Raw genomic sequence first — 24,995 nt, 5'->3', positions numbered from 1 at the left:
CGGCCCGCGATTCCGCCGTCACATTACCGCGCCGACCTGCCAGGGCACAAATTCGAGGTCTCCGTAGCCCAGGTCCTCGGATTTCGTGTGCTCGCCCGAGGCGACCCGCAGGAGCGTGTCGAAGATTTCCGCGCCCTTCTGCTCGAGCGGGATGCCGTCGAGAATGTCGCCGCAATTGATATCCATATCGTCCATCATGCGGCGGTAGATATCGGAATTTGTCGCAAGCTTTAAGGAAGGCACGGGCTTCGCCCCGAAGGCGGATCCGCGTCCTGTGGTGAAGGCGATCAGGTTCGCCCCGCCCGCCATTTGGCCCGTTGCCGCGACCGGGTCGTAGCCAGGGGTGTCCATGTAAACGAAGCCATGCTCACGCACGAGTTCTGCATACTCGTAGACCGCACGCAGCGTCGAGCGTCCGCCTTTGGCTGCAGCGCCCAGCGACTTTTCGAGGATGGTAGTGAGTCCGCCTGCCTTGTTGCCGGGAGACGGATTGTTGTTCATCTCGCCGCCGTTGCGGGCGGTGTACTCCTCCCACCAGCGGATGCGGGAGACGAGCTTCTCGCCGACTTCACGCGTTGCGGCCCGCCGGGTGAGCAGGTGCTCGGCTCCGTAGATCTCGGGCGTCTCCGACAGAATCGACGTGCCACCGTGCCGGACAAGGAGATCGGAGGCCACCCCCAGCGCCGGATTGGCGGTGAGGGCCGAATAACCGTCAGATCCGCCGCATTGCAGGGCGAGCACCAGTTCAGAGGCAGGCCGCGTTTCGCGCTGGGCCGCGGCCACGAGCGGCAGCATGGTCCGTACCGCATCGACGATGGCCGCAACCGTGCGGCGCGTGCCACCGGTCTCCTGGATCGTGAGGGTGCGGAAGGTGTCCGTTTCGGTAAGCCCGTATTCCTGCTTCATCCGGCCGATCTGAAACACCTCGCAGCCGAGCCCGACCATGATGACGCCGGCGAAGTTCGGATGGCTGGCATAGCCCCACTGGGTGCGACGCAGGATGTCGAATCCCTCACCATAGGCTGCGTGCCCGCAACCGGTGCCGTGGACGATGGCGACGACGCCGTCGATGCCGGGGTACTCGCGCAGCAATCCTGAGCGCTCCACCTCGGCGGCCGCAAACCTGGCGACGGAGGCCGAACAGTTCACCGAGGTCAGAATGCCGATGTAGTTGCGGGTCCCGGTCCGTCCGGAGGCGCGCCTGTAACCCTGGAAGGTAGCGCGGGCTTCCGGGGGCAGCAGGTCGTCGTCGCGGGCATCGGAGCAGAACGCATAATCCCTTTCAAAGTCGTGCAGGCCGACATTGTGCTCGTGCACCCATTCTCCCGGCGCGATATGAGTCTTCGCAAAGCCGATGATCTGGCCGAACTTGCGGATCGGTTCCCCTTCGCGGATCGGCTCGACGGCCATCTTATGCCCACGCAGAATGCGCTCCCGGGCGGTCAGGCCGGAAGCGGAATCCCCTTGGTTCACCAGATCGATAGCGATGGCGACATTGTCCTCTGCGGACAGGCGGATGGTGCGGGGCGTGGTCATGGGTGCAATCTTCTAGAGATAGCCGAGTTGCCGGAGGAGGTCCGGTAGCCAGAGAACGGTTTGCGGAACGAAGGTAATGACGAGGAGAACCGCAATGAGCGGCAGCAGCCAGGGGGCGCAGGCTTTCATGCTGTCCTCGAACGAGATCCTGGCGACCCGCGCCAGCACGTAGAGAACCATGCCGACAGGAGGGGTGAGCAGCCCGATCATGAGGTTCAGCACCATGATGATCCCGAAATGGACCGGATCGATGCCGAGCTTCATGGCGACCGGCAGCAGGACCGGCGTCAGGATCGTGATCGCCGCGATGGTTTCCATGAAGCAGCCGACCGCCAGAAGGAAGACGTTGACCAGGATCAGGAAGGTGATGGGATCGGCCGCATAGGCGATAATCCACTCGCCCAGGGCGTCAGTAGTGCGTGTAGTGGTGAGCACCCAGCCGAAGATCGAAGCGCCCGCCACGATAAAGAGGACCACCGCCGTAGTTTCGATGGTATCCATCGTGACACGCACGAACTGGCGCAGGCTGAGGACGGAATAGCGATGTTTCTCCCCCCGCGCGGCAAGCACCAGGTTGAACGCCCTGTGGATCACGACCGAGAGCAGGAGTGCATAGCCGCAGGCGAAAACCGCCGCCTCTGTCGGCGTGAAGAGGCCGAAGCTCATGCCGCCGATGATGATGGCGGGCGTCAGGAGCGGCAGAAAGGCATTGAGGAACGAGCGACCGAGCCGACCAAGCTGGAAATTGGCATCCCGGCCGATTCCATAGCGATAGGCATAGATCACCACCATGCCCGAGGTGAACAGCGCCATGATCAGGCCGGGGACGATGCCCGCCACGAAGAGAGCATTGATCGAGGCATTCGCTACGACGCCGTAGATGACGAGGGGAAGAGACGGCGGGATGATCGGCCCGATGGTCGAGGATGCGGCTGTGAGCCCGACCGCGAACCGCGTGTCGTAGCCGTGATCGCGCATGGCCTTGATCTCGATCGTACCGATGCCGCCTGCATCGGCTACCGCCGTCCCGGACATGCCGGCGAAGATCACGGAGCCTGCGACATTCACGTGGCCGAGGCCGCCTTTCAGCCAGCCCACCGCAGCGACGGCAAAGTCATAGATCTGCTTCGTGATGCCGGCGGAATTCATCAGGTTGCCGGCCATGATAAAGAACGGGACCGCCAGGAGCGGGAAGGAATCCACCCCGTTCACCATCCGGTGGATGACCGTGATGACGGGCGTGGTCGTCTCGCCGGTCAGATTGCCGACGACGAGGAAGAGAAGCGACGAGCCCGCCAGGGCGACCGCAATCGGAACGCCGATCACGATCATCACCAGGAGTGCAACTATCATCGTAGCGACAAGCATGGAGCACTCCGACTCAATCGAGGGCGAGGCCGTGAGGCGCATCCGCCTCGCGGCCGCGAAGCCGCCGCACGAAACGGATCGCGGCATGAACGGTGATGCCGGCCAGGGCCGCCGAGACGATCCAGTAGACATATCCTTTGGGGATATCGATGGACACCATGTAGCCGGGAGCGAGCGCCCCGAGCTGATAGGCATACCAGGCCATGGCGCCGCAGAAGAGCGCGACGAGGCCATCCACTGCGACGAGAACCCAGTGCCGCCCCTTTCGCGGAAGGAACACGAGGAGCGCCTCGACCGCGATATGCGATCCCTTACGCATGGCCGTGATCGAGCCGACGAACGTCACAAGGATCAGGAGATAGCGGGCGATCTCCTCCGTCCAGCCGAGGGAGTCGTTGAGGACGTAGCGGGTCCAGAACTGCAGGAAGACCACGCCGAACAGGGCCCAGAAGATCACGAAGACCAGCGCATCGGACCAGCGCAGGTCGGACAGATCCACATGCGATTCCTCCTCCTGCCATTGCTGGAACAGATCGTCCGTTTCGTCCCGGGGGGTATCGGCAGGCAAAGCCCGCTCCCTGGAGACTGGAGCCCTTGAAGCCTCGGTTTGCATGTTCGGCAGAATCCACGGTTCTTCCCAGCCTTGGGCGGGAAAGGAGACACCAGAAGGCGAAGCCCCTCCCCCCGCGAGAACGGGGAGAGGGAGGGAGAGCAGGATCAGTTCGTGCTCGACTGGATCGCCTGCAGGCGGTCGTAGGTCGCCTTGTCCCAGGTGGCGTCGGGACCCATGTGCATCTTCACGGTGGCCTCGCGGAAGGGCTTGCGGTCAACGGCGACCACGTTCTCACCCTGTCCCTTGAACCAGTCGACGAGCTCCTTCTCCTTCTGGACGATGTCGTTGGTGCACTGATCCGCAGCCTGCCCCAGGATCTCGGTGAGAGCCTTCTTCTCCTCGTCGTTCAGGCGCTGCATCGTGCCGCCGGAAACGATGGTCAGCAGCGCGTCCGTGATATGGCCGGTGAGGACGATGTTGTCCTGAACCTCGTGAAACTTCTTGGCCTGGATCGTGACGAGCGGGTTCTCCTGTGCATCCACGACGCCCTGCGAGAGGGCAAGATACACCTCGGCGAAGGCGATGGGGGTCGGGTTGGCGCCGACGGCCTTCGGGAACATGGTGTAGAGCGGCGCGTCAGGCACGCGGATCTTCAGGCCCTTCATGTCCTCCGGCTTGGTAATGCCCTTGTTGGAGGTGACGTGGCGCTCGCCGTAATAGGTGAGCCCTACCACCTGATGCCCGGTCTTCTTCTCGTAGCCCTGCCCGAGTTCCTTGAAGAGATCGGAATTCCGGAAAGCCTTCCAGTGGTCGAAGTCACGGAACATGTAGGGTGCGCCGCCGATGGCGATCGGACCATGAGCACGACCGGCGAAGAGCTGGCCGGTATAGATGATATCCACCGTTCCGAGGGACAGTCCCTCGTTGATGTCGCTTTCCTTGCCGAGCGACGAGGCAGGGAAGACCTCGATCTCGTATTTGCCGTTTGTCCGCTTCTTGAACTCCTCGCCGGCCCAGAGGGCGCATTTGTGGTAGGGCTCGGAGGTCTCGTAGACGTGGGCGAATTTCAGTTTCGTCTGGGCGCTGGCTGGCAGCGCGGGCAGCGTGAGAGCGGCGGTGGCGAGAATTCCAAGTGTCAGGCGGCGTGTCAGATGCGACATGCAGTTTTCCTCCCGAAGCTTCGGCTCTACGGCCGTTTGTTGAGTACCGGCGAGCCCGACTGGCCCGTCCGGAGCCCGATCGGCCGATGGCGTCGGCTCGTCGGATCAGCTAACATGTTAGTACGATGCAGGTGATCGACAAGAAAAAAAATTACGGTTTCCTGGCTCTTTTGGACCGGGGCCCCCGCGGAAACACGACCGAGCAGGTGGAGCGCACGCTGAGATCCGCCATCGTGGCGCTGGACTTCGCCCCGGGCGAATTCATCGACAAAGGGCTCGTCTGCGAGAGACTCGGCGTCTCGCGCTTTCCCGTATCCGAAGCCCTCACGCGGCTGGCGGCGGAGGGACTCGTCGAGGTCCTGCCGCAGCGCGGCACCCGTGCCGCCCGCATCCGCCGGTCCGAGATTCAGGAATCCATGCTGATCCGCCGGGCGCTCGAGGCCATGGTGGCCGAAGCCGCTGCCCGGCGCCTGCCCTCCTCGGCTCTGGCCGCCCTCCAGGAGAACCTGCAGGCCCAGGAGGAGGCCGTCGCGCGAGGCGACCGGGCGGGGTTCTACACCCTCGATCTAGTCTTCCATGCGATCCTTGTGGACAGCCTGGAGATGCCCCGGGTTGCCGCCGTCATAGAAGCCTCCCGGGCCAATATCGACCGGGTCCGCCGCCTCCTCTCGTCCCCGCGCCGCCACGCGGTGACGTTCGCCGAGCACCGGGTCCTTGTCCGGGTGATCGAGGCCCATGATCCCGAGGCCGCCCGGCGGGCCATGGAGGCCCATCTCGATGCGGTCATGGATGAGCTGGAGCGCTTTTCCAGCGCGCATCCCGAGGTCTTCATGCCTCAATGATCGAGCGCGCGGCCTCCCGCCACGGATTTACAAGCCCCCCCTTCCTTCCCACATGATAGGCCGAGGGAGGGACGATGACCGACAAGAAGGATCTCACAAAGCCATCCGCCGACACCGGCAGTCCGGGCTCGATGATCGACTCGTTCCTGCAGGAGGCGAAGCGCCTCGGCCCGCTGGAGAACGGCGCGCCCCGCCCGCGTCTCGTCTTCGCGCTCGACGCCACCATGAGCCGGCAGCCCACCTGGGATGTCGCCTGCCGCGTCCAGGGCGAGATGTTCGCGGCCGCGGGCCAGACTGGCGGTCTTTCGGTCCAGCTCGTGTATTTCCGCGGCTTCAACGAGTGCCGCTCCTCCCGCTGGGTCGCTGATCCTCGCTCCCTGACGGACCTCATGACCAAGATCGGCTGCCGGGGCGGCCAGACGCAGATCGGGCGCGTGCTCCGCCACGTCCGGACCGAGGCCGGCAAGGAGCCGCTCAAGGTCCTGGTCTATGTAGGCGACGCCATGGAGGAGCCCATCGACGACCTCTGCGCGGTCGCGGGCGAACTCGGCCTGCTCGGCGTCAAGGCCTTCATGTTCCACGAGGGGCATGATCCGGACGCCGCCCGCGCTTTCAAGGAGATCGCCCGGCTCACCGGCGGAGCCTATGCCCGCTTCGATGCGGGCGCACCCCAGACCCTTTCCGAACTCCTGCGCGCCGCCGCCGTCTATGCGACCAGCGGCGTCGAGGGGCTCACGCGGCTCGCCTCGAACAGCACACACGCCAAAGCCCTTCTTTCCGACATGACGGAGCGCAAGCGGTGATGGTGCTCTACGGCATCGCGGCGGTCGCTCTCCTGTTGTGGATCCTGAACAGCTTCACGCAGGCGAACACGGCTGCCCTGGCAAAAGTCCTGAAGATCGTCGGCGGCATCGCCGCCCTCGGTCTTGCCGCACTCTTCGGCTTGCGGGGGCGGCTTGAGCTCGCCTTTCTGATCGGAGGCTTCGGGGCCTGGCTTCTCGGCTGGAGCGGCTTCGGCATTCCCGGATTTGGAAGAGGCTCCCAGAAATCCGCCGGCAGCGTCTCGCGCGTCCGCTCGGCGCTCATCGAGATGGAGCTCGACCACGATACGGGCGATATGGACGGCTCGGTTCTCGCCGGGGCCTTCTCCGGGCGGCGGCTCAGCGCCCTCGGCGAGGCGGAACTACAGGCGCTATTAGCGGAATGCCAGGCGGGCGATCCCGATGGCGGGCGTCTCCTGGAGGCCTATCTCGACCGCCGCTTTCCTCAATGGCGGGGAGGCGCCGGGACCGAGGAGCAGGCCGAGACGCCCCCCCGACCCTCGTCCGGCGCCATGTCGCAGGAAGAGGCTTACCAGGTCTTAGGCATCGAACCGGGCGCCGATCCCGATGCGATCCGGCAGGCGCATCGAGACCTCATGAAGAAGCTTCATCCCGACCAGGGCGGCTCGACCTACCTCGCGAGCCGGGTGAACCAAGCCAAGGAGGTCCTGCTGGACCGCGGGAAGTCGTAAAACACAACCCCGCCCTTCATTCTTCATTCATCGAGGATTCGTTAGAAGCCGCATCGATTGTGGCGAGGCCCCCATGAGTGATATTGGGATTGAACTTCTGTTGATCGGCGCAGCCGTAGCCCTCATGGCCACTATCTGCAGCTTCGAAGGCTGGTCGCGGTAACCCAGGACGGCTGCGGCGAAGGCCGCTCCTGATCAGAACAACCTGCATCGTCCCGACGCTCTCAGAGCGCCGGGCTGTCTGCGGCCGTGTCAGATGTCTAGCCTAAGGCCAGCACGAGACCCGAGGCGGCAACGGCCGCACCTGCAAGGCGGATGGCCTGAGGACGACCGAAGGCCAGGAAGCCTGTGCCAATTCCGGCCGCATGGAGCATTGCGCTCGCAAGGGCGAAGCCGAGGCTGTAGAGCGCTGCACCGGCCTCACTCGGCATCTCCGCGCCATGGGCATGTCCGTGGAAGATCGCGAAGACGCCAACGAGCGCCATGGCCATGCCAGGGGACCAGGAGCGGCCCAGGGCGACAAGCCATCCTAGGACGACGATCGATGCAACGATCCCCAACTCGACGCCAGGAAGGGTAACACCCGCCAGTCCCAGGCCTCCCCCCGCCAGCATCATGGCGATGAAGGTTGCCGGAACCGCCCACAATGCCCGTCCGCCGAGAACGGCCGCGAAGAGGCCGACCGTTACCATCGCCAGGATGTGATCGAGTCCGCCTAGAGGGTGCTGCAGGCCGGAGGCGAAGCTGGAAGCCGAATGGTCTCCGGTATGCGCCAGCACCGGCGTCGATGCGAGCATCAGGACCGGGGCGAGGATGCAACTCTTCTTGATCATGTGGTGCTCCTGTCAGGCGGCCGCGGCGAGTCCGCCGGCCTGTTCGATGAACCGGGCGATGGCATCCACGCCGACGCCGTCGCGGATGTTGCTGAACACATACGGCCGCTGGCCGCGCATGCGCTTGGTGTCCTCTTCCATGATCGCGAGATCGGCGCCCACATAAGGGGCGAGGTCAATCTTGTTGACTACGAGGAGATCGGACCGGGTGATGCCGGGCCCGCCCTTGCGCGGGATCTTCTCGCCGCCCGCCACGTCAATCACGTAGATCGTCAGGTCCGCAAGCTCCGGTGAGAAGGTCGCAGCGAGATTATCGCCGCCGGATTCCACAAGGACGATATCGAGCCTCGGGAAGCGCTTGCGCATGGTGGCGATGGCCGCAAGGTTGATGGAGGCATCCTCGCGGATCGCCGTATGCGGGCACCCGCCCGTCTCGACGCCCATAATGCGCTCCACGGGCAATGCGCCAGCCACGGTCAGGAGGCGCGCATCCTCCTTGGTGTAGATGTCATTGGTGATGGCGCAGATGTCGTAGCGCTCGCGGAAGGTCTTGCAGAGCGCCTCCATCAAGGCGGTCTTGCCCGAGCCGACCGGGCCGCCGATACCGACGCGAAGGGGTCCCGTTGAAGAGTTCATGAGCGGAAAAGCCTCGTGTATTGGTTTTCATGGTGGAACGAGCCGAGATCGGCCCGGAATGTCGCGCTGCCGATATCGTCGACGGTCAGGTGAAGGGAGTTCCGGGCCACGTCACGGACCGTCGCCGAAAGAGCAGCGGTGGCACGAATTCCGGCGGTCTGCCCGATGGGCGCGAGACGGATGGCGGCTGAGACAAGGGTCTGGATGAGCCCGAAGAGATAGGCTTCTGCCGTCACGGCCAGGGGAATGCCATGGGCGGCCGCCGCCATGCCGATGGCAACCGGAAAGGCGACATCTCCTTCGAGGTTCGGGAGGCGCGGCGAAGGCCATGCGGCGAGCGTCGCATCGAGAAAACTGCGACCCTGCTGGCTCGTTTCGAGATAGAGCTCCCCGGATGGCGAGAGCGCCAGCGCCAGCTCGTTGACGTCCGCAAGTATCGCAATGGCATTTGCCTCCACCGCCCGATAGGCATTGGCGAGCAAAACTGCATCGTTGCGGCCGAGCCCCAAGGTCATGGCATCGCTGAGCCAGGCAACGAGGGTCCCCTCGTTCGTCACATCCCCGGTCTCCACCGCCCATTCCAGGGTATGCGAGTAGGCGTAGCAACCGACCGGATAGGACGGGGACAGCCAGGCGAAGAGCGGCAGGACCGCCAGCCCCTCTCCAGTGCCCTGCAGAATGCCGCCGTTCTCACCCATGGCCATGCCCATGATGATGTCCGCCATGCTCATGGTGATGATACGCCCCACGGACGGGACGGAACGGCCTCTCAACGATCTCGACCTGAGCGCCGAGCCCTTGCAGCATATCGACCAGCACGTGATCGTAGCCGATGTAGATCGCATCGCGGGTGATCTCGGCCGGGACGTGCCGGTTGCCGATGTGCCAGGCGAGCGTCAGGAGGTCGAGGGGATCGCCCGTCCTGACCTCGACCAGCTTTTCGGGAGCCGCCCTCACCTCCACGAGCCAGCCGCTGTCCAGACGGATGGCGTCGCCGTCCTCCAGCACATCGGCCTTATCGAGGTCGAGGAGGAAGGCCGTGCCCCCATCGGCATGGAGCGCGATCCGGCGGCGGTGACGGTCGCCATGGTCGAGGGTGATGATGTCGACGATGCGGTCGGGAACGACGGCCTCGCGGCGGATGATGGATGTGGCGCGGATCATGTCAGAACAGGAAATAGCGTTGGGCCATGGGGAGGATCTTGGCGGGCTCGCAGACCAGCAATTCGCCGTCGGCGCGCACGTCATAGGTCTCGGGATCGACCTCGATTGCCGGCGTGGCGTCGTTGAGCACCATGTCCTTCTTGCCGATTCCGCCGCGGACGTTCTCGACTGCGACCAGCTCCTTCTGAATGTTGAGCTTTGCGGCCAGACCGCCCTCGACGGCAGCCTTGGAGACGAAGGTGAGCGAGGTCGTGGCGAGCGCCCGTCCATAGGCCCCGAACATCGGCCGGTAGTGAACCGGCTGCGGCGTCGGAATCGAGGCATTTGGGTCGCCCATGAGGGCGGCGGCGATGGCTCCGCCCTTGATGACGAGATCGGGCTTCACGCCGAAGAAGGCGGGCGTCCAGACCACGAGATCCGCGAGCTTACCGGGCTCCACGGAGCCGATATGCCTGGACACGCCATGGGCGATGGCAGGGTTGATCGTGTATTTCGCGATGTAGCGCCGGGCGCGCAGGTTGTCGTTGTCGCCGGTCTCTCCCGGCAGCGGACCGCGCTGGACCTTCATCTTGTGCGCCGTCTGCCAGGTGCGGATGATGACCTCGCCCACGCGGCCCATGGCCTGGCTGTCGGAGGACATCATCGAGAGCGCGCCGATATCGTGCAGGATGTCCTCTGCGGCGATGGTTTCCTTGCGGATGCGGCTTTCGGCGAAGGCGAGGTCTTCCGGGATGGACGGATCGAGATGGTGGCACACCATGAGCATATCGAGATGCTCGTCGATGGTATTGACCGTATAGGGCCGCGTCGGATTGGTGGAGGACGGCAGAACGTTGGGAAGTCCCGCCACTTTGATGATGTCGGGCGCATGCCCCCCGCCCGCCCCTTCCGTGTGGAAGGCGTGAATGGTGCGGCCCTTGAAGGCGGCGATGGTGTCCTCCACGAAACCGGACTCGTTCAGGGTGTCCGTGTGGATCATCACCTGGATGTCATAGTCCTCCGCTACCGAAAGGCAGCAGTCGATGGCGGCCGGCGTCGTGCCCCAGTCCTCGTGCAGCTTCAGGGCGCAGGCTCCGGCCTTGATCATCTCCTCCAGGGCTGCCGGCTTCGAGGCATTGCCCTTTCCGGAGAAAGCCAGGTTCATGGGAAAGGCATCCGCCGCCTCGATCATGCGGGCGATGTGCCAGGGACCAGGCGTGCAGGTGGTGGCATAGGTGCCCGTGGCCGGTCCCGTGCCGCCGCCGAGCATCGTGGTGATGCCGGACATCAGCGCCTCTTCGATCTGCTGCGGGCAGATGAAGTGGATGTGGCTGTCGAAGCCGCCGGCAGTGATGATCTTGCCCTCGCCCGCCACGATCTCCGTGCCGGGACCGATGATGATGTCGACCCCCGGCTGCACGTCCGGATTGCCCGCCTTTCCGATCGCGGTGATCCGGCCGCCCTTGATGCCGATATCGGCCTTCACGACACCGGAATGGTCGAGGATCACGGCATTGGTGATGACGGTGTCGACCGCTCCCTCCTGCCGGCTCGCCTGCCCCTGCCCCATGCCGTCGCGGATGACCTTGCCGCCGCCGAACTTCACCTCCTCGCCATAGGTGGTGAAGTCCTTCTCCACCTCGATAATGAGGGCGGTATCGGCGAGCCGTATCCTGTCTCCCTTCGTCGGTCCGAACATGTCCGCATAGGCCGCACGCGGGAGCGAGGCGGGCTTTCTTCCGTTCGTCATCACAGCGCTCCCATTACGCCCCGGCGGAATCCGTAGACCTCGCGCTTGCCCCCAAGCGGCACCAGCACGACCTCCCGGGTCGCGCCGGGCTCGAAGCGCACCGCCGTGCCGGGCGCGATGTCGAGGCGCATGCCGCGGGCCCTGTCGCGCTCGAAGGAGAGCGCAGGGTTGGTCTCGAAGAAATGATAGTGGCTGCCTACCTGGATTGGCCGGTGGCCGGTATTGGCGACGCTGATGACGACCCGCTCAGCGCCCTCGTTGAAGACGATCTCGCCTCCCAGAGTCGTGACCTCGCCCGGCACGTCTTTCGAGGCTGCACCGCGGATCGGGTGATGGACCGTGACGAGCTTGGTGCCATCCGGAAAGGTCGCCTCGACCTGGATGTCGTGGATCATCTCTGCGACACCCTCCATGACCTGGTCGGCGCTGACCACATGCGCGCCCGCCTCCATGAGTTCGGCGACCGAGCGGCCATCGCGGGCCCCTTCCAGCACCGTATCGGTGATGAGGGCGATGACTTCCGGATGGTTGAGCTTCACGCCGCGCTCCAGGCGGCGGCGGGCGACCATGGCCGCCATGGCGATGAGGAGCTTGTCTTTTTCACGCGGTGTAAGCTGCATGTTGGACCTTAGCTGAGCCAGACGCGGGGCAAGGGCTCGCCCCGAAAGGAAACGAGAAACGGACAGGCGGCGGCGCGCAGGGCCTCAATGGACACAGCACAGAAGCGCACTGCGAGAAGCCCGTTCCAGGCACCCGCCGCCGCATCGCAGCCGGGAACCGGGACAAGCTGCTCGCGCGCCTGCTCCAGGCGCGCCTCGGCATCGGGCGCGACATGGATCAGTGTCGCCAGGGCACGGGCGCCTTTGCCGACACTCGGTCTCTCGAGAAGGTCGGCAACCGGCCCCTCGAGGCGCAGCGTGTCGGCATAGATGAGGCGTCCGCCGCGCCGGATGCGCCAGCGATCCTCGAAGAACCCCTCCATCACCCACTCTGCGCGGGCCGCTCGACCGAAGACGACGGCTTCGAACAGGGTGAGGCGCGCATCCTCCGGCATGGTCACGTCGAGGCGTCTGGCGAGGCGCGCCCTATCGAAGAGCAGCGTCTCCTGGGGCAGCCAGTCGAGTTGCGCTCCGGCATGAAGCCTGAGATCGACGAAAAGCTCCGCCACCGGCCCGTCGGAGCGGTAGACCTTCTCGGCAGCAGGCGTCGCCACCGTCACCGACGCGCCGGTCTGCGCCTCGATCTCGATGGAGAAACGGTCGCCGCAGGCGATGCCGCCCGCTGTGTTGACGAGAACCGCATCCAGACCCGCCCCCTCGCCTCTCGGGAGCCGGATGCGCATGGACCCGCTCTCCTCGATCCGCACGGGGCGTGTCCGCCTGTCGAGAGACATTGCGCTGAACGCGACACGGCCGACGGCCCGCTGGCGCAGGGCGGCGGCGTCAAATGGCAAGGCGCTGACGGACATCGTCCCCCTCAAGGCCTGAGCGGCCACCCTGCTCGACGATTTCGCCGCGCTCCATGACCACGAAGCGGTCGGCCAGATCGCGGGCAAAATCGAAATATTGTTCGACAAGAAGGATCGCCATGTCCTTCCGTTCGCGCAGGAATGCGATTGCCCGCCCGATATCCTTGATGATTGACGGCTGGATGCCTTCGGTCGGTTCGTCCAGCACGAGGAGGCGCGGACGCATCACGAGGGCGCGGCCGATCGCGAGCTGCTGTTGCTGCCCCCCGGACAGATCGCCGCCGCGCCGTCCAAGCATGGATTTGAGAACGGGGAAGAGTTCGAAGACCTCTTCGGGAACCGTCTTTTTCCCCCGTTTCAAGGGAGCGAATCCGGTTTCCAGGTTCTCCTTCACGGTCAGGAGCGGGAAAATCTCGCGGCCTTGCGGAACATAGGCGATCCCGAGAGCCGCCCGCTCGAAAGGCTTCATCCGGGCGATGTCCTTGCCGTCGAACAAGATCGTCCCGCCCGAGATGGGCCGGTGCCCCGCAATGGCGCGAAGGAGCGAGGTCTTGCCGACCCCGTTGCGTCCGAGGACGCAGGTGACTTCCCCCACAGCGGCGGCAACGGAGACGCCGCGCAAGGCCTGGGCCGCGCCGTAGTGGAGGGACAGGTTTTCAACGGAAAGCATCGTCATCGGCCCAAGTAAACCTCAACCACGCGTTCATTGGAGCTCACCGCATCGAGGGAGCCTTCGGCCAGCACAGAGCCCTCGTGCAGGCAGGTGACCTTGACGCCGAGGTCGCGCACGAAGGTCATGTCATGCTCCACCACGATCACCGCCTTGGTCCGCGCGATGTCGCGCAGGAGATCGGCCGTGTCGGCGGTTTCCTGATCGGTCATGCCGGCCGCAGGCTCGTCGATCAGGAGGAGCTTAGGCTCCTGCGCCAGCAGCATGCCGATCTCGAGCCATTGTTTCTGACCGTGAGACAGTTCCCCAGCCTTGCGGTGCCGGTGGGCGGTGAGACGTACGCGTTCCAGCAGCGCATCGATCCGCTCCCGCTCCTCCCTGGTGCGACGGGAGAACAGGGTGGCGATGGGCCCCCGCTCCTCCTTGAGAGCGAGCAGCAGATTGTCCTCCACGCTGTGCATGTCGAAGACGGTCGGAGTCTGAAATTTCCGGCCGATGCCGAGTTCCGCGATCGCCGCCTCGTCCAGAGCCGTCAGGTCGTAAGTGCCCTCGAACAGGGCCGTTCCCTCGTTGGGCCGCGTCTTGCCGGTGATCACGTCCATCATCGTCGTCTTGCCGGCCCCGTTCGGGCCGATGATGGCGCGCATTTCCGCATGGTCCACCGCCAGCGACAGGGCATTCAGGGCGCGGAAGCCGTCGAAGGAGACGGTGACATTGTCGAGATAAAGAAGGGACGGCGTGACGGGCGCGTTCATGGTTCACTCCGCGGCAGGAGACAGGGCTTCGGCAGGCCGGTTCGTGCGAAACCGCTGCCGGGATCGTTCCCAGAGATCCTGGGCGGACCCGAGAATGCCGCGAGGCATGAAGAGCGTGACGAAGACAAAGAGACCGCCGAGCGCGAAGAGCCAGAACTCCGGAAGAGCGCCGGTGAACCAGGTCTTGCCCGCATTGACGACCAATGCGCCGAGGATCGCCCCGGCCAGCGTCCCGCGGCCGCCCACCGCCACCCAGATCACGACCTCGATGGAGTTGGCGGGCGCGAACTCGCTCGGGTTGATGATGCCGACCTGTGGCACGTAAAGCGCGCCGGCGACGCCCGCCAGCATGGCGGACAGGGTAAACACGGCGAGCTTGTAATGCTCGACCCGATAGCCCAGGAACCGGGTGCGACTCTCCGCATCGCGCACGGCGACAAGGACCTTGCCGAACTTGGAGGAAATGACCCAGCGGCAGAGCAGGTATCCGCCTGCGAGCGCCAGCACCGAGAGCACGAACAGGACGAGGCGCGTCGCGCCCGCCTGCAGCGGGAAGCCAACGACATCCTTGAAATCCGTCAGACCGTTGTTGCCGCCGAACCCCATGTCATTGCGGAAGAAGGCCAGCATCAGGGCGAAGGTCATTGCCTGGGTGATGATGGAGAAATAGACGCCGGTGACGCGGGAGCGGAAGGCAAACCAGCCGAAGACGAAGGCGAGCGCACCCGGCGCCAGCAGCACCATGAGGGCGGCGAAAGGGAACCAGTCGAAGCCGTACCAGAACCATGGCAGCTCCTTCCAGTTCAGGAACACCATGAAATCGGGCAGGATCGGATCGGCATAGACGCCCCGAGGGCCGATCTGGCGCATGAGATACATGCCCATGGCGTAGCCCCCGAGCGCGAAGAAGGCACCGTGCCCGAGGGAGAGAATACCGCAGAAGCCCCAGATCAGGTCCACCGAGAGCGCCAGCAGGGCGAAGCAGATGTACTTGCCGAGAAGCGGCACGAGATGGTCGGAGAGATGCAGCGCCGATCCCGGTGCCATGATCCCGTTGAGGACCGGCACCAGGATGGCCGCGGCGGCGAGCAGCGCGAGGACGACGATGCTCTGCCTGTCGAGCAGCGATTGGGTTTTCATGCTTCCACCGCTCTGCCTTTCAGCGCGAAGAGACCGCGCGGACGTCTTTGGATGAAGAGAATGATGGCGATGAGGAGCACGATCTTGCCCAGCACCGCGCCGGCATAGGGTTCGAGCAGCTTGTTGGCGACGCCCAGCGTCATTGCGCCCACGAGCGTACCCCAGAGGTTTCCGACCCCGCCGAAGACGACGACCATGAAGCTGTCGATGATGTAACCCTGCCCGAGATTGGGGCTGACATTGTCGATCTGAGAGAGCGCGACGCCCGCAATGCCCGCCACGCCGGAGCCCAGGCCGAAGGCCAGCGCATCGATGCGGCTCGTGCGGATGCCCATGGAGCCTGCCATGCGCCGATTCTGAGTCACCGCGCGGACGAAGAGTCCGAGCGAGGTGTATCGCAGGACCAGGAGCAGGACTGCGAAGACGGAAAAGGCGAAGACCACGATGACGATGCGGTTATAGGTCAGGCTCAAGGCTCCGATCTCCCATGCGCCGCTCATCCAGGCAGGCGTTCCCACCTCCCGGTTCGTGGGCCCGAAGATCGTGCGGACGCCCTGCTGCAGGATGAGGGACAGGCCCCAGGTCGCAAGCAGCGTCTCCAGAGGACGGCCATAGAGGAAGCGGATGACACTGCGCTCGATGAGGATGCCGACGGCGCCCGCGACCAGGAAGGCGAGCGGAAGGGCAATGAAAAGCGATGCGCCGAAGAGGCCCGGCGAATAGGTGCGAATGAGTTCCTGCACCACGAAGGTGGTGTACGCCCCCAGCATCACCATCTCGCCATGGGCCATGTTGATGACGCCCATGGTGCCAAAGGTGATGGCAAGGCCAATGGCCGCGAGCAGCAGCACGGATCCGAGCGAAATGCCGTACCAGACGTTCTGGACGGCGCTCCAGAACTCCAGGCGCGAGCGGACAGCGTCGGCCGCCTGCTGGGCGGCGGCCACCAGCGCCGGCGGGCTGTCGGCAGACAGGTTGGACAGGAGCGCCAGGGCGTCCTGATCGCCGCGCGCCCGAAGGGTTGAGACCGCCGAAAGCCGGTCCTCCGCAGAAGCATCGGCCTTGGTCAGCAGGATCGCGGCGCGGGCTTCCTGCAGGGCCTGCTTCACGCCCGCATCGCCTTCCTGTCCAACGGCCTTATCGAGATTGGGCAGAGCCGCCTCATCGCGAGAGCGGAAGACGGCGCGGGCCGCCTCCATGCGCGTTCCCGCATTCGGGCTGAGCAGCGTCAGCCCGCCGAGGGCAGCCTCGATGGCGCGGCGCACGCGATTGTTGACGCGAACCGGTTTCAGGTCTGCGGGAGCCGCCCCAAAGGCCTGGCCCGTGGCGGCATTGACGAGACCACCCGACGGATCGCGAATGAAGACTTGTCCATTGCCGGCCAGGAGCCTTCCGTCCTGCAGGGCTTCGATGACGGCCTGAGCCATGGGGTGGCCGCTTGACGCCACAGCGCCGATGGCTTCGTCCGTTTCGGAATAGCTGCCTGCGGAGAATTTCGGCAGCGCGTCCTCATAAGGTCCCGCGACAGCGGTGGCTGTGAAACCGACCAGAAGGACGACGGCTCGCAGGAGATGGCGCAAGCAGAACATTCAATCACGCTTTGAAAAAGGAGGATCGAGAGGGCGGCCCCATGGCCACCCTCGTCTTCAGCACCAGGTCACGCGCCGCACTTCTTGGTGACGGTGTTGTAGTTGCCGCATTTCAGGGTCTTCCAGTCGGCGATCAGGTCCTTGGAGCCCTCGAGGTGCTTCGACCAGGCATCGCCCGGAACGAGGCCGTCGGTCTGCCAGACGGTGTCGAACTGGCCGTCCTCCTTGATCTCGCCGATGAGGACCGGCTTCGTGATGTGGTGGTTCGGCAGCATTTCCGAGACGCCGCCGGTGAGGTTCGGAACCTGAACGCCGACGATGGCGTCGATGACCTTGTCGGGATCGGTCGTTCCGGCCTTTTCGACCGCCTTCACCCACATGTTGAAGCCGACGACGTGCGCCTCCATCGGGTCGTTGGTGACGCGTTTGTCGTTCTTGGTGAAGGTCTTCCACTTCGCGATGAATTCCCTGTTCTCCGGCGTATCGACCGACTGGAAGTAGTTCCAGGCGGCAAGGTGGCCGACGAGCGGCTTGGTGTCGATGCCGGCGAGTTCTTCCTCGCCCACCGAGAAGGCGACCACGGGAATATCCGTCGCCTTCACGCCCTGGTTGGCGAGCTCCTTATAGAACGGCACATTGGCGTCGCCGTTGATCGTGGAGACGACCGCCGTCTTCTTGCCCGCGGAGCCGAACTTCTTGATGTCGGCCACGATGGTCTGCCAGTCGGAATGGCCGAAAGGCGTGTAGCTGATCATGATGTTCTCGGGCTTCACGCCCTTGGACTTCAGGTAGGCCTCGAGAATCTTGTTAGTCGTGCGCGGATAGACATAGTCCGTTCCGGCGAGCACCCAGCGCTCCACGCCCTCTTCCTCGGCAAGATAGTCGACCGCCGGGATCGCCTGCTGGTTCGGCGCGGCGCCCGTGTAGAACACGTTCCGCTCGCTCTCCTCGCCCTCGTACTGGACGGGATAGAACAGGATGCTGTTGAGTTCCTTGAAGACCGGCAGCACGGATTTGCGCGACACGGAGGTCCAGCAGCCGAACACGGCCGCGACCTTGTCCTGACTGATGAGCTGGCGGGCCTTTTCGGCGAAGAGCGGCCAGTCGGAGGCCGGATCGACCACGACGGCTTCGAGCTTCTTGCCCAGCAGCCCGCCCTTCTTATTCTGCTCCTCGATGAGCATCAGCATGACGTCCTTCAGCGTCGTCTCGCTGATCGCCATCGTGCCGGACAAGGAGTGCAGAACTCCAACCTTGATCGTCTCCTGAGCCGTCGCAGTCCCGGCCAGGGCGCTGGAAACCAGCGCTGCCGCACTCAGCGCCATCAGGTTTCGCCGCGAGATATTGAATATCGACATAGGTCTCTCCCTTGCCTGCCCTGTTTCAGGTGCAGCACGGAAGCTCCATGCAAGGACCATGCCAAGATCGGAGAAAACACCCTGCCTCTGCCGGAGAATCGGCGAGAGGATCCCAAAAGGTGAAATTGCCTGCGGAACGCCCAGAAAATCGGCGAAAGCCCAAATACGAGGCCAAAAGGGCGTCGCCCTAAGGGACTAGGGCCGCTCAGCGGACGAAGCTGATCGGGTTTCCGGTGACCGGATGGGCGATGACATCCATGGGGATGCCATAGATCGACTGGAGACAGTCCGGGGTCATGATGTCTCTGGGATCACGGTGCGCAATCAGACTCCCGCCTTTCAGGGCGAGGATCTCGTCGCAAAAGCGTGCCGCCATGTTGACGTCGTGCAGCACCACGACAGCCCCCAGGCCGCGCTCCTGCGCCAGTCGCTTCACAAGGGCCAGCACCTCGACCTGATGGGCAACGTCCAGAGCGGAGATCGGCTCGTCGAGCAGGAGGCACTTGGCATCCTGCGCCACCAGCATCGCCAGCCAGACCCTCTGCCGCTCGCCCCCGGACAGGGTGTCGACCAAGCGCTCGGCGAACGGCTCGACATCCGTCAGCGCCATGGCCTCGGCCACCTTCCTGCGGTCTTCGGGACCGAAGCGGCCGAGCAGCCCGTGCCAAGGATAGCGGCCGAGCGCGACGAGTTCCCTGACGAGCATGCCGGAGCCCAGTGGCGTCTGCTGCGGCAGATAGGCTACTTTTCGGGCAAAAGGCCGGTCGCCCCACTCGGAGAGCACCCTCCCCTCGAAGGATATGACGCCGCCCGATGCGGGCTGCTGACGGGCCAGAAGCTTGATCAGGGTGGACTTGCCCGATCCGTTGTGACCGATCAGCCCGATCACGCGCCGCCCGGGAAGGGTCAGCGTGAGGGGCTGGAGAAGCATGCGTCCCGGAATGGAGAAACTCACCTCGTTCAGCGCGAACAGGGGATCTCCGGCATCAGCGATCGGATCGGGACAGAATGCAGTCGACATGGACGGGGATGTGATGGCGCCGCCCTGAGACGGCGCCCCGCGCATTACCACTTGTAGCTTGCCTTCAGGGTCGCGACCCGCCCTGCACCATAGTTGCAGGTGTACTGCGTCTGGCAGGAGGCCACGTACCGGTTGTCGAAGACGTTGTTCACGTTCAGGGCAACCTCGAAATCGTCCCAGGCATACCGGATCGCGGCATCGACCACGGTCGCCGACGGCACCTTCAGGGTGTTCTCGTTATCCGCGTAGGAGAAACCTGCATAACGCACGCCGGCACCGAACCCGAGACCTTTGAGAGGACCTTCCTGGACCGTGTAGTCGAGCCAGCCCGACGCCAGGATCTCCGGCACCACGTTCGGGCGGTTGCCGATCAGCGCGGCGTTGGTGTCACGGGTGATCTCGATGTCATAGGCGGTGAATGTGGCAATCGCCTTCAGGCCATCGGCAATGTTCGCCAGCGCCTCGACCTCGAAGCCGCGGGAACGAACCTCGCCTAGCTGAACCTCGAAGAACGAATTGACGGGATCGGCCGTGAGCGTGTTCTCACGGGTGAGATCGAACAGGGACGCCGTGATCAGACCATCGAAGAAGGTCGGCTTGTACTTGATGCCGACTTCATATTGCCGCGCGATCTCGGGCTCGAAGGGCTTGCCGTAGAAGTCCGAGCCGATGACGGGATCGAACGAGCGGGAGACCGCGACATAGGGCGTCAATCCGTTCTCGAACTCGTAGCCGAGGCCAAGGCGTCCGCTGAACTCGCCCGCCTCCTCCTCGAAATTGGCGGATCCCGCTTTATCGGTGCTCTCCGCCGTGACGTGATCGTAGCGCCCGCTCAGGCTCGCGATCCAGCCGCCGAGCCTGATCTGGTCCTGCGCATAGAACCCGACCTGGTTCATGATGAGGTCTTGGTCGAGATAGGGAACCGTCGGCCCCTGCGGCACGCCGTAGATCGGGTTGACCGGGCTCAGCGGCGTTCCGCCGACGGAGGCCTGGACGTGGTCGATATTGTAGTACTTGTAGTCCAGCCCGAAGAGCAGCGTGTGCCTGAGCGGACCGGTATCGAACTTTGCCTCGGCCTGATTGTCGACCGAGAACGTATCCACCACCGTATGGTGATCGAAGCCGATGCGGTAGAGCAGGAAGTCGGGGCCCACAGGGTTCGGGCCAGGGAATCCGGTGGCCGGATCGAGATATCCGTAGGGGTAAGGCCCGCGCTCCTTCGAATCCGTATGGGCGTAGCGAAGGTTCTGCCGGACCGTCCAGACGTCATTGAAGCGATGCTCGAACTCGTACCCGATCATGGCCTGATCGCGAACGTAGAGATCGACACCAGGCTCGTTGTAGTAGAACCGGCGCGGGATGTACCCGAATTGCGCGGGAACGACCGTACCGACGTAAGGCAGGAATCCTCCCGTGTGGGAGAGATCGAGACGCTGATACGACCCGAGCACGGTCAGCTCCGTGTCGGCATTGGGGCGGAACGTCAGCGCAGGCGCGATGACGCCGCGGAAATCCTTGGCCTTCTCGGTCTCCCATCCGCCGCCGGAGATCTTTCCGGTCAGGCGGTAGGACCAGATCTTGCTGCTGTCGAGCGCTCCGCCGAGATCGAATGCGCCATAGCCGTTGCCCCAGCTGTTGATGCCCGTCTCGACGTAGCGGAGGCTCTCGGTAGCCGGACGCTTGCTCACGAGATTCACCAGACCGCCGGGCGAGCTACCGCCGTACAGGGCCGAACTCGGACCCTTGAGTACCTCGATGCGCTCGAGGAGGAAGAGATCGATGTAGAATCCGCCGAAGCCGTATTGGTAGAGCGGCAGGCCATTCAGGAAAACGCCCGTCTGCCCGGCATCGAAGCCGCGGATGTAGAACCAGTCCGTATCGGAATCGAAACCGAAGGGCTGCGCGTAGACGCCTGCCGTGTAGCGGAGCGCCTCGTCGACCTTCTGAGCCTGGCGATCCTCGATCTGCTCGCGGCCGATCACCGAGATCGACTGCGGAATCTCCTCAATCGGCGTGCCGGTCTTCGCGCCGGTTGTCGTGCGGCTGGGAACGTAACCGTTCACCGGCCCTGTCGCCGTCCCGCCCTGCCCTTCAATGGTGATCGTTTCAAGAGCAATGGCGCCGGAATCCGACACGGCCTGCGCAAAGGAAGGCTTGCTGGATGCGGCCATGACGACAAGGGATGCGAAACTCACACCCACGCTCAGGAGAAAACGACGGTTCATTGTAGCCCCTAGACTCTTCGCGCGGACATGGCCCCGACGGGCTCGTGCGCATTCACGTCAGCAGATCGCTGTTCGCGGCCCTGACTATGGACTCGCTTAAAATCATGCAAGCACTATATTTTTTAATTACTACAAACTACGCCACATTATCGCTCAGAATAGAGGAACCTTGCTGTTTATAATTCATATAAACGGCTCACAACCCCTTTTTGCTTCAGTACCCCGTTATTTGATCGTCCGGCTGCACCCGGTGGCTGACAACAATCAGGATTCCCAAACCAAGCCCGGCCAGATCGAGCGCGCTCCTCCACATGCTTCTTTTGAAATCTTCTAACCTAATACAATATAAGAATTTTCCTGTGCAATCCGCTTGACGGATCGAGGTTTGCGGTCCATCACGCGGGATAGAACCTGCAGCCGCCCTGCGGACAAGACTCCTCTCTGACCTGAGATGGAAACCACTTGGCGCACCGAATAGACGCGCTTCTTATAAGTATTCGTGTATATAAAACAAATATTGACCGTTCTGCGGATTGTGAAAATCAGCGAGCCGGAAAGCGAATGCGGTCCTATATCACCGAAAATGCAAGGGCTTGGAGCCGTCGAACGCTGCTCGTCGCGGCGCTCGGAATGCCGTTCATCCGCATGGCTCGCGCCGACCCGCATGCGCGCATCGCCGTCGTCGACTGGGCGCTGCTCGAGACCCTGCTGGCGATCGGGGCGGCACCCGTTGCAGCGACGGAGCTAGTCCAGTTCAGGAAGATCGCCGTCGAACCGCCGGTCCCTCCGCAGGTCGCCGACCTCGGGCTTCGCGGCTCGCCGAACTACGAAATGCTCCTTCTCTCGCGGCCCGATCTGATCGTCAGTTCGCCCTGGTTCGCCTGGGCGGAGGGCAGTCTCAGCCGCATCGCGCCGGTTGCCTCCTATTCCATCTACGAGCCTGGCCGCCCGCCCTTCGCGCCCGCCGAGCAGGTCACGAACCTCCTGGGCGAGCGGCTCGGACGCCCGCGAGAGGCGCAGGATTATGTGGCCGCGACCTACCGCGAGATCGAACGGGCAAGGCAGCAATTGGCAGCGTGGACGCGCCGGCCCGTCTTTCTCATCAATCTCGGCGATGCGCGGCATTTCAGGGTATTTGGCCCCGACAGCATGTTCGGTGACGTCCTGCAGCGGATCGGTTTCGAGAATGCCTGGCCGCGCCCGACCAGCTACGGGGCGGCAGCTCCCATTCCGCTCGAGGCTCTCGCCCAAGTTCCCGAAGCTACCATCGTCATCATATCTTCCACTCCGCCGGATGCCGAACGAACACTCGCGGATAGCCCGATCTGGAATGCCATTCCGGCCGTCCGTGCAGGTCGCGTGGTGATGCTCGATCCCATCAACCCCTTTGGGGCGCTCCCCTCCGCACGGCGCTTCGCGCGCCTTCTGACGAATGCGCTTCTGGCAGCCGGAAGTGAGCCGGCATGACGGCAGTGCCTGCGTTCACGCGCTCGCGGACAGTCTGGATCCTGGCGGCGGCAACGGCAGTGGCTTTGTGCGGCTACCATGTCCTGCGCCTGCTGCCCTTGTCCGAGTCATTCGACCTGAACCGCGTCGTCCTATTGAACAGTGTTCTCCCTCGCGCGGCAGTGGCGTTGCTCGCCGGCGCAGCCCTCGGCCTGTCGGGAGCCCTGCTGCAGCAGGTGCTGCGAAACCCGATTGCGGATGCCTCGACCCTCGGCATTTCCGCAGGCGCGCAGCTCGCCATGACGGCTGCCACTCTGTTTGCGCCGACCCTCATGGCGCACAGCCGGGAATTCGTCGCCCTGGCCGGGGGCCTTGCCGCCGTCGTTCTCCTCATGTCGCTCACCTGGAGGCGAGGCCTCGAACCTGTGACGGTGGTTCTCGGCGGCATGGTGATCTCGCTGATCGCGCTGGCTCTGAGCGCCACGATGATCCTGGCGAACGGCGAATACATGATGTCGCTTCTGATCTGGGGCAGCGGCGCGCTCACCCAGCAGAGCTGGAGTCCAGCCCAGTCGATTGCCGCAGTCCTCGTCGCTTCCTTTGCGGCCTCGATGCTGCTGCTCCGCCCATTGCAGATCGTTGGATTGGATGATGCGAGCGCCCGCAGCCTCGGTGTCAGTCTCCTGTGGTTGCGCCTTGCTGCCCTTGCCATTGCCGTGTGGCTTGCCGCAGCCGTCACGGCTGAAGTCGGAATCATCGGCTTCATCGGGCTGGCAGCGCCCGCCTTCGCCAGGATCGGCGGCGCGCGCACTCAAAGAGAGATCCTTCTCGCGGCACCGCTGATCGGGGCGACGATCCTCTGGCTGACAGACGGCGTCGTTCAACTCGTCGCAGGCGGACCGGCGAATATGGTTCCGACCGGCGCGGCGACGGCTCTGCTGGGTGGCCCGCTGCTGCTCTATCTCCTCCCCCGAGTTCGAACGGCCGGCCACTCGCCCGCCGCTGCAAATCCGCCACCGGCCCTGCGGATCGCACGGCCCGTTCCGATACTGTTGATGCTCCTGCCTGTTGCGGCCGGCCTTGTGCTCCTAGCGCTGTTTGTCGGTCGCGGCCCAGAAGGCTGGGATATCGCCACCGGATCCCTCCTCGAAGATCTTCTCCCGTTTCGGGCGCCGCGCACCATCGCAGCCTTCGCGGCCGGGGGCATGCTGGCTGGGGCAGGCATGATCCTTCAGCGCATGACCGGCAATCCGCTGGCAAGCCCGGAGGTTCTGGGCATCAGCGCAGGCGCCGGAGTTGGGCTGGCGGTTGTCCTCTTCACGCAGTCCGCGCCATCGATGGGAATGAGGCTCGCAGGCGCGGCGGTCGGCGTCCTCATCGTGCTGACGGCCCTCCTCACGATCTCGGGGCGGACGGAACAGGGATCCGCGCGCCTCCTGCTCGGCGGCTTCGCGGCCGGCGCCTTCTGCAACGCCATCGTCAACGCCGTCATGGTGACGGGCGACATGCGCGCCTTCCAACTCCTGACCTGGATCAGCGGCTCCACCAATGAAACCGGCTGGGCGGAAGCAGTCATGGCGTTCACTACGGCTCTCGTTCTTCTGGCGCTTCTGCCACTGATGATGCGCTGGCTCGATATCCTGCCTCTCGGCTCGGCACCGGCGCAGGCCGTGGGGCTGCCGCTGCAGAAGAGCCGCATCGCCCTCGTTCTGACGGCCTCCGGTCTGACGGCCGCCGCCTCGCTGATCGTCGGGCCCTTGAGCTTCGTAGGCCTCGTCGCTCCCCACATGGCGCGGCTGATCGGGTTTGGCCGGGCTCATCAGCAGCTTGCCGCAGCGATCCTGATCGGATCCGGATTGATGGTCGCAGCCGACTGGCTTTGCCGGACCCTTGCATTCCCCTACCAGCTGCCCCTGGGGCTTTTCGCCTCCCTGATCGGCGGTCCCTACCTCGTCTGGCTCCTGCGCCGCAGGGCCTAACCCAGAGATG

General features: G+C 64.3%; 23 protein-coding genes. 5 read left to right on the top strand and 18 right to left on the bottom strand.

Annotated elements, in window-relative coordinates:
* Positions 1-18 precede the first annotated feature (18 nt).
* From LG661_RS08965 to LG661_RS08950, 4 genes are all read right to left on the bottom strand, one after another.
* The gene (locus LG661_RS08965; protein WP_230531533.1) at positions 19-1,536 is read right to left on the bottom strand and encodes a UxaA family hydrolase; all 1,518 of its coding nucleotides are present in this window, start codon (positions 1,534-1,536) and stop codon (positions 19-21) included.
* Positions 1,537-1,548: 12 nt separating this feature from the next.
* The gene (locus tag LG661_RS08960; protein ID WP_230531532.1) at positions 1,549-2,904 is read right to left on the bottom strand and encodes a TRAP transporter large permease; all 1,356 of its coding nucleotides are present in this window, start codon (positions 2,902-2,904) and stop codon (positions 1,549-1,551) included.
* 13 nt (positions 2,905-2,917) lie between these two features.
* Positions 2,918-3,472: a TRAP transporter small permease gene (locus LG661_RS08955; RefSeq protein ID WP_230531531.1), complete on the bottom strand. Its 555-nt coding sequence runs from the start codon at positions 3,470-3,472 to the stop codon at positions 2,918-2,920.
* Between the two features lie 149 nt (positions 3,473-3,621).
* Positions 3,622-4,617 carry a sialic acid TRAP transporter substrate-binding protein SiaP gene (locus LG661_RS08950; protein ID WP_230531530.1) on the bottom strand — a complete coding sequence of 332 codons (996 nt, stop codon included), beginning with the start codon at positions 4,615-4,617 and terminating at the stop codon, positions 3,622-3,624.
* Positions 4,618-4,748: 131 nt separating this feature from the next.
* Here LG661_RS08950 and LG661_RS08945 point away from each other — a divergent pair, with 131 nt between their 5' ends.
* From LG661_RS08945 to LG661_RS08935, 3 genes are all read left to right on the top strand, one after another.
* A complete protein-coding gene (locus LG661_RS08945) occupies positions 4,749-5,459 on the top strand; it encodes a GntR family transcriptional regulator (RefSeq protein ID WP_230531529.1) in 711 nt (236 codons plus the stop codon).
* A gap of 74 nt (positions 5,460-5,533) precedes the next feature.
* Positions 5,534-6,262 carry a vWA domain-containing protein gene (locus tag LG661_RS08940; protein WP_230531528.1) on the top strand — a complete coding sequence of 243 codons (729 nt, stop codon included), beginning with the start codon at positions 5,534-5,536 and terminating at the stop codon, positions 6,260-6,262.
* Positions 6,259-6,972: a DnaJ domain-containing protein gene (locus LG661_RS08935; protein WP_407666685.1), complete on the top strand. Its 714-nt coding sequence runs from the start codon at positions 6,259-6,261 to the stop codon at positions 6,970-6,972. The genes LG661_RS08940 and LG661_RS08935 overlap by 4 nt, the downstream gene beginning before the upstream one ends.
* Before the next feature lie 260 nt (positions 6,973-7,232).
* Here LG661_RS08935 and LG661_RS08930 read toward each other — a convergent pair whose 3' ends face one another.
* The 14 genes from LG661_RS08930 to LG661_RS08865 form a co-directional block, all read right to left on the bottom strand.
* Positions 7,233-7,805: a HupE/UreJ family protein gene (locus LG661_RS08930; protein ID WP_230531527.1), complete on the bottom strand. Its 573-nt coding sequence runs from the start codon at positions 7,803-7,805 to the stop codon at positions 7,233-7,235.
* Positions 7,806-7,817: 12 nt separating this feature from the next.
* On the bottom strand, positions 7,818-8,441 hold the full coding sequence (ureG, locus tag LG661_RS08925; RefSeq protein WP_230531526.1) for an urease accessory protein UreG: 624 nt from the start codon (positions 8,439-8,441) through the stop codon (positions 7,818-7,820).
* Positions 8,438-9,166 (bottom strand): urease accessory protein UreF, encoded by a 729-nt coding sequence (locus LG661_RS08920; protein WP_322098848.1) that lies wholly within the window; start codon positions 9,164-9,166, stop codon positions 8,438-8,440. Before LG661_RS08920 ends, ureG begins: the two co-directional genes overlap by 4 nt.
* A complete protein-coding gene (locus tag LG661_RS08915; RefSeq protein WP_230531525.1) occupies positions 9,132-9,605 on the bottom strand; it encodes an urease accessory protein UreE in 474 nt (157 codons plus the stop codon). Before LG661_RS08915 ends, LG661_RS08920 begins: the two co-directional genes overlap by 35 nt.
* A 1-nt stretch (position 9,606) precedes the next feature.
* Complete coding sequence (gene ureC, locus LG661_RS08910) at positions 9,607-11,334, bottom strand: urease subunit alpha (RefSeq protein ID WP_230531524.1); 1,728 nt, start codon at positions 11,332-11,334, stop codon at positions 9,607-9,609.
* Positions 11,334-11,954 carry an urease subunit gamma gene (locus tag LG661_RS08905; RefSeq protein WP_230531523.1) on the bottom strand — a complete coding sequence of 207 codons (621 nt, stop codon included), beginning with the start codon at positions 11,952-11,954 and terminating at the stop codon, positions 11,334-11,336. Before LG661_RS08905 ends, ureC begins: the two co-directional genes overlap by 1 nt.
* 8 nt (positions 11,955-11,962) lie before the next feature.
* Positions 11,963-12,802 carry an urease accessory protein UreD gene (locus tag LG661_RS08900; RefSeq protein ID WP_230531522.1) on the bottom strand — a complete coding sequence of 280 codons (840 nt, stop codon included), beginning with the start codon at positions 12,800-12,802 and terminating at the stop codon, positions 11,963-11,965.
* Positions 12,777-13,472: an urea ABC transporter ATP-binding subunit UrtE gene (gene urtE, locus LG661_RS08895; RefSeq protein WP_230531569.1), complete on the bottom strand. Its 696-nt coding sequence runs from the start codon at positions 13,470-13,472 to the stop codon at positions 12,777-12,779. The genes LG661_RS08900 and urtE overlap by 26 nt, the downstream gene beginning before the upstream one ends.
* A gap of 2 nt (positions 13,473-13,474) precedes the next feature.
* Positions 13,475-14,227 carry an urea ABC transporter ATP-binding protein UrtD gene (urtD, locus tag LG661_RS08890; protein ID WP_230531521.1) on the bottom strand — a complete coding sequence of 251 codons (753 nt, stop codon included), beginning with the start codon at positions 14,225-14,227 and terminating at the stop codon, positions 13,475-13,477.
* A 3-nt stretch (positions 14,228-14,230) separates the two neighbouring features.
* On the bottom strand, positions 14,231-15,367 hold the full coding sequence (gene urtC / locus LG661_RS08885) for an urea ABC transporter permease subunit UrtC (protein ID WP_230531520.1): 1,137 nt from the start codon (positions 15,365-15,367) through the stop codon (positions 14,231-14,233).
* On the bottom strand, positions 15,364-16,956 hold the full coding sequence (gene urtB, locus LG661_RS08880; RefSeq protein ID WP_230531519.1) for an urea ABC transporter permease subunit UrtB: 1,593 nt from the start codon (positions 16,954-16,956) through the stop codon (positions 15,364-15,366). Before urtB ends, urtC begins: the two co-directional genes overlap by 4 nt.
* A 68-nt stretch (positions 16,957-17,024) precedes the next feature.
* On the bottom strand, positions 17,025-18,281 hold the full coding sequence (gene urtA, locus LG661_RS08875; protein ID WP_230531568.1) for an urea ABC transporter substrate-binding protein: 1,257 nt from the start codon (positions 18,279-18,281) through the stop codon (positions 17,025-17,027).
* Between the two features lie 238 nt (positions 18,282-18,519).
* Positions 18,520-19,335 carry an ATP-binding cassette domain-containing protein gene (locus LG661_RS08870; RefSeq protein ID WP_230531518.1) on the bottom strand — a complete coding sequence of 272 codons (816 nt, stop codon included), beginning with the start codon at positions 19,333-19,335 and terminating at the stop codon, positions 18,520-18,522.
* 44 nt (positions 19,336-19,379) lie between these two features.
* Positions 19,380-21,560 carry a TonB-dependent siderophore receptor gene (locus tag LG661_RS08865; RefSeq protein ID WP_230531517.1) on the bottom strand — a complete coding sequence of 727 codons (2,181 nt, stop codon included), beginning with the start codon at positions 21,558-21,560 and terminating at the stop codon, positions 19,380-19,382.
* 561 nt (positions 21,561-22,121) lie between these two features.
* Here LG661_RS08865 and LG661_RS08860 point away from each other — a divergent pair.
* Entirely contained in the window at positions 22,122-23,027 is a 906-nt protein-coding gene (locus tag LG661_RS08860; RefSeq protein WP_230531516.1) for an iron-siderophore ABC transporter substrate-binding protein, read from the top strand.
* Entirely contained in the window at positions 23,024-24,985 is a 1,962-nt protein-coding gene (gene fhuB / locus LG661_RS08855) for a Fe(3+)-hydroxamate ABC transporter permease FhuB (RefSeq protein WP_230531515.1), read from the top strand. Before LG661_RS08860 ends, fhuB begins: the two co-directional genes overlap by 4 nt.
* Positions 24,986-24,995 lie beyond the last annotated feature (10 nt).

The sequence above is a fragment of the Microvirga roseola genome, from assembly GCF_020866965.1.
GTDB lineage: Bacteria > Pseudomonadota > Alphaproteobacteria > Rhizobiales > Beijerinckiaceae > Microvirga > Microvirga roseola.
Note: the sequence above shows the minus strand (reverse complement) of the source record. Positions and strands in the feature narration are given on the sequence as shown.

Excerpts from the sequence above, each read along its gene's own strand:
- LG661_RS08965 (WP_230531533.1), bottom strand. The coding sequence starts at position 1,536 with ATGACCACGCCCCGCACCATCCGCCTGTCCGCAGAGGACAATGTCGCC.
- LG661_RS08960 (WP_230531532.1), bottom strand. The coding sequence starts at position 2,904 with ATGCTTGTCGCTACGATGATAGTTGCACTCCTGGTGATGATCGTGATC.
- LG661_RS08950 (WP_230531530.1), bottom strand. The coding sequence starts at position 4,617 with ATGTCGCATCTGACACGCCGCCTGACACTTGGAATTCTCGCCACCGCC.
- LG661_RS08940 (WP_230531528.1), top strand. The coding sequence starts at position 5,534 with ATGACCGACAAGAAGGATCTCACAAAGCCATCCGCCGACACCGGCAGT.
- LG661_RS08930 (WP_230531527.1), bottom strand. The coding sequence starts at position 7,805 with ATGATCAAGAAGAGTTGCATCCTCGCCCCGGTCCTGATGCTCGCATCG.
- ureG (WP_230531526.1), bottom strand. The coding sequence starts at position 8,441 with ATGAACTCTTCAACGGGACCCCTTCGCGTCGGTATCGGCGGCCCGGTC.
- LG661_RS08920 (WP_322098848.1), bottom strand. The coding sequence starts at position 9,166 with ATGGCGGACATCATCATGGGCATGGCCATGGGTGAGAACGGCGGCATT.
- LG661_RS08915 (WP_230531525.1), bottom strand. The coding sequence starts at position 9,605 with ATGATCCGCGCCACATCCATCATCCGCCGCGAGGCCGTCGTTCCCGAC.
- ureC (WP_230531524.1), bottom strand. The coding sequence starts at position 11,334 with ATGACGAACGGAAGAAAGCCCGCCTCGCTCCCGCGTGCGGCCTATGCG.
- LG661_RS08905 (WP_230531523.1), bottom strand. The coding sequence starts at position 11,954 with ATGCAGCTTACACCGCGTGAAAAAGACAAGCTCCTCATCGCCATGGCG.
- LG661_RS08900 (WP_230531522.1), bottom strand. The coding sequence starts at position 12,802 with ATGTCCGTCAGCGCCTTGCCATTTGACGCCGCCGCCCTGCGCCAGCGG.
- urtE (WP_230531569.1), bottom strand. The coding sequence starts at position 13,472 with ATGCTTTCCGTTGAAAACCTGTCCCTCCACTACGGCGCGGCCCAGGCC.
- urtD (WP_230531521.1), bottom strand. The coding sequence starts at position 14,227 with ATGAACGCGCCCGTCACGCCGTCCCTTCTTTATCTCGACAATGTCACC.
- urtC (WP_230531520.1), bottom strand. The coding sequence starts at position 15,367 with ATGAAAACCCAATCGCTGCTCGACAGGCAGAGCATCGTCGTCCTCGCG.
- urtB (WP_230531519.1), bottom strand. The coding sequence starts at position 16,956 with ATGTTCTGCTTGCGCCATCTCCTGCGAGCCGTCGTCCTTCTGGTCGGT.
- urtA (WP_230531568.1), bottom strand. The coding sequence starts at position 18,281 with ATGGCGCTGAGTGCGGCAGCGCTGGTTTCCAGCGCCCTGGCCGGGACT.
- LG661_RS08870 (WP_230531518.1), bottom strand. The coding sequence starts at position 19,335 with ATGTCGACTGCATTCTGTCCCGATCCGATCGCTGATGCCGGAGATCCC.
- LG661_RS08865 (WP_230531517.1), bottom strand. The coding sequence starts at position 21,560 with ATGAACCGTCGTTTTCTCCTGAGCGTGGGTGTGAGTTTCGCATCCCTT.
- LG661_RS08860 (WP_230531516.1), top strand. The coding sequence starts at position 22,122 with ATGCGGTCCTATATCACCGAAAATGCAAGGGCTTGGAGCCGTCGAACG.
- fhuB (WP_230531515.1), top strand. The coding sequence starts at position 23,024 with ATGACGGCAGTGCCTGCGTTCACGCGCTCGCGGACAGTCTGGATCCTG.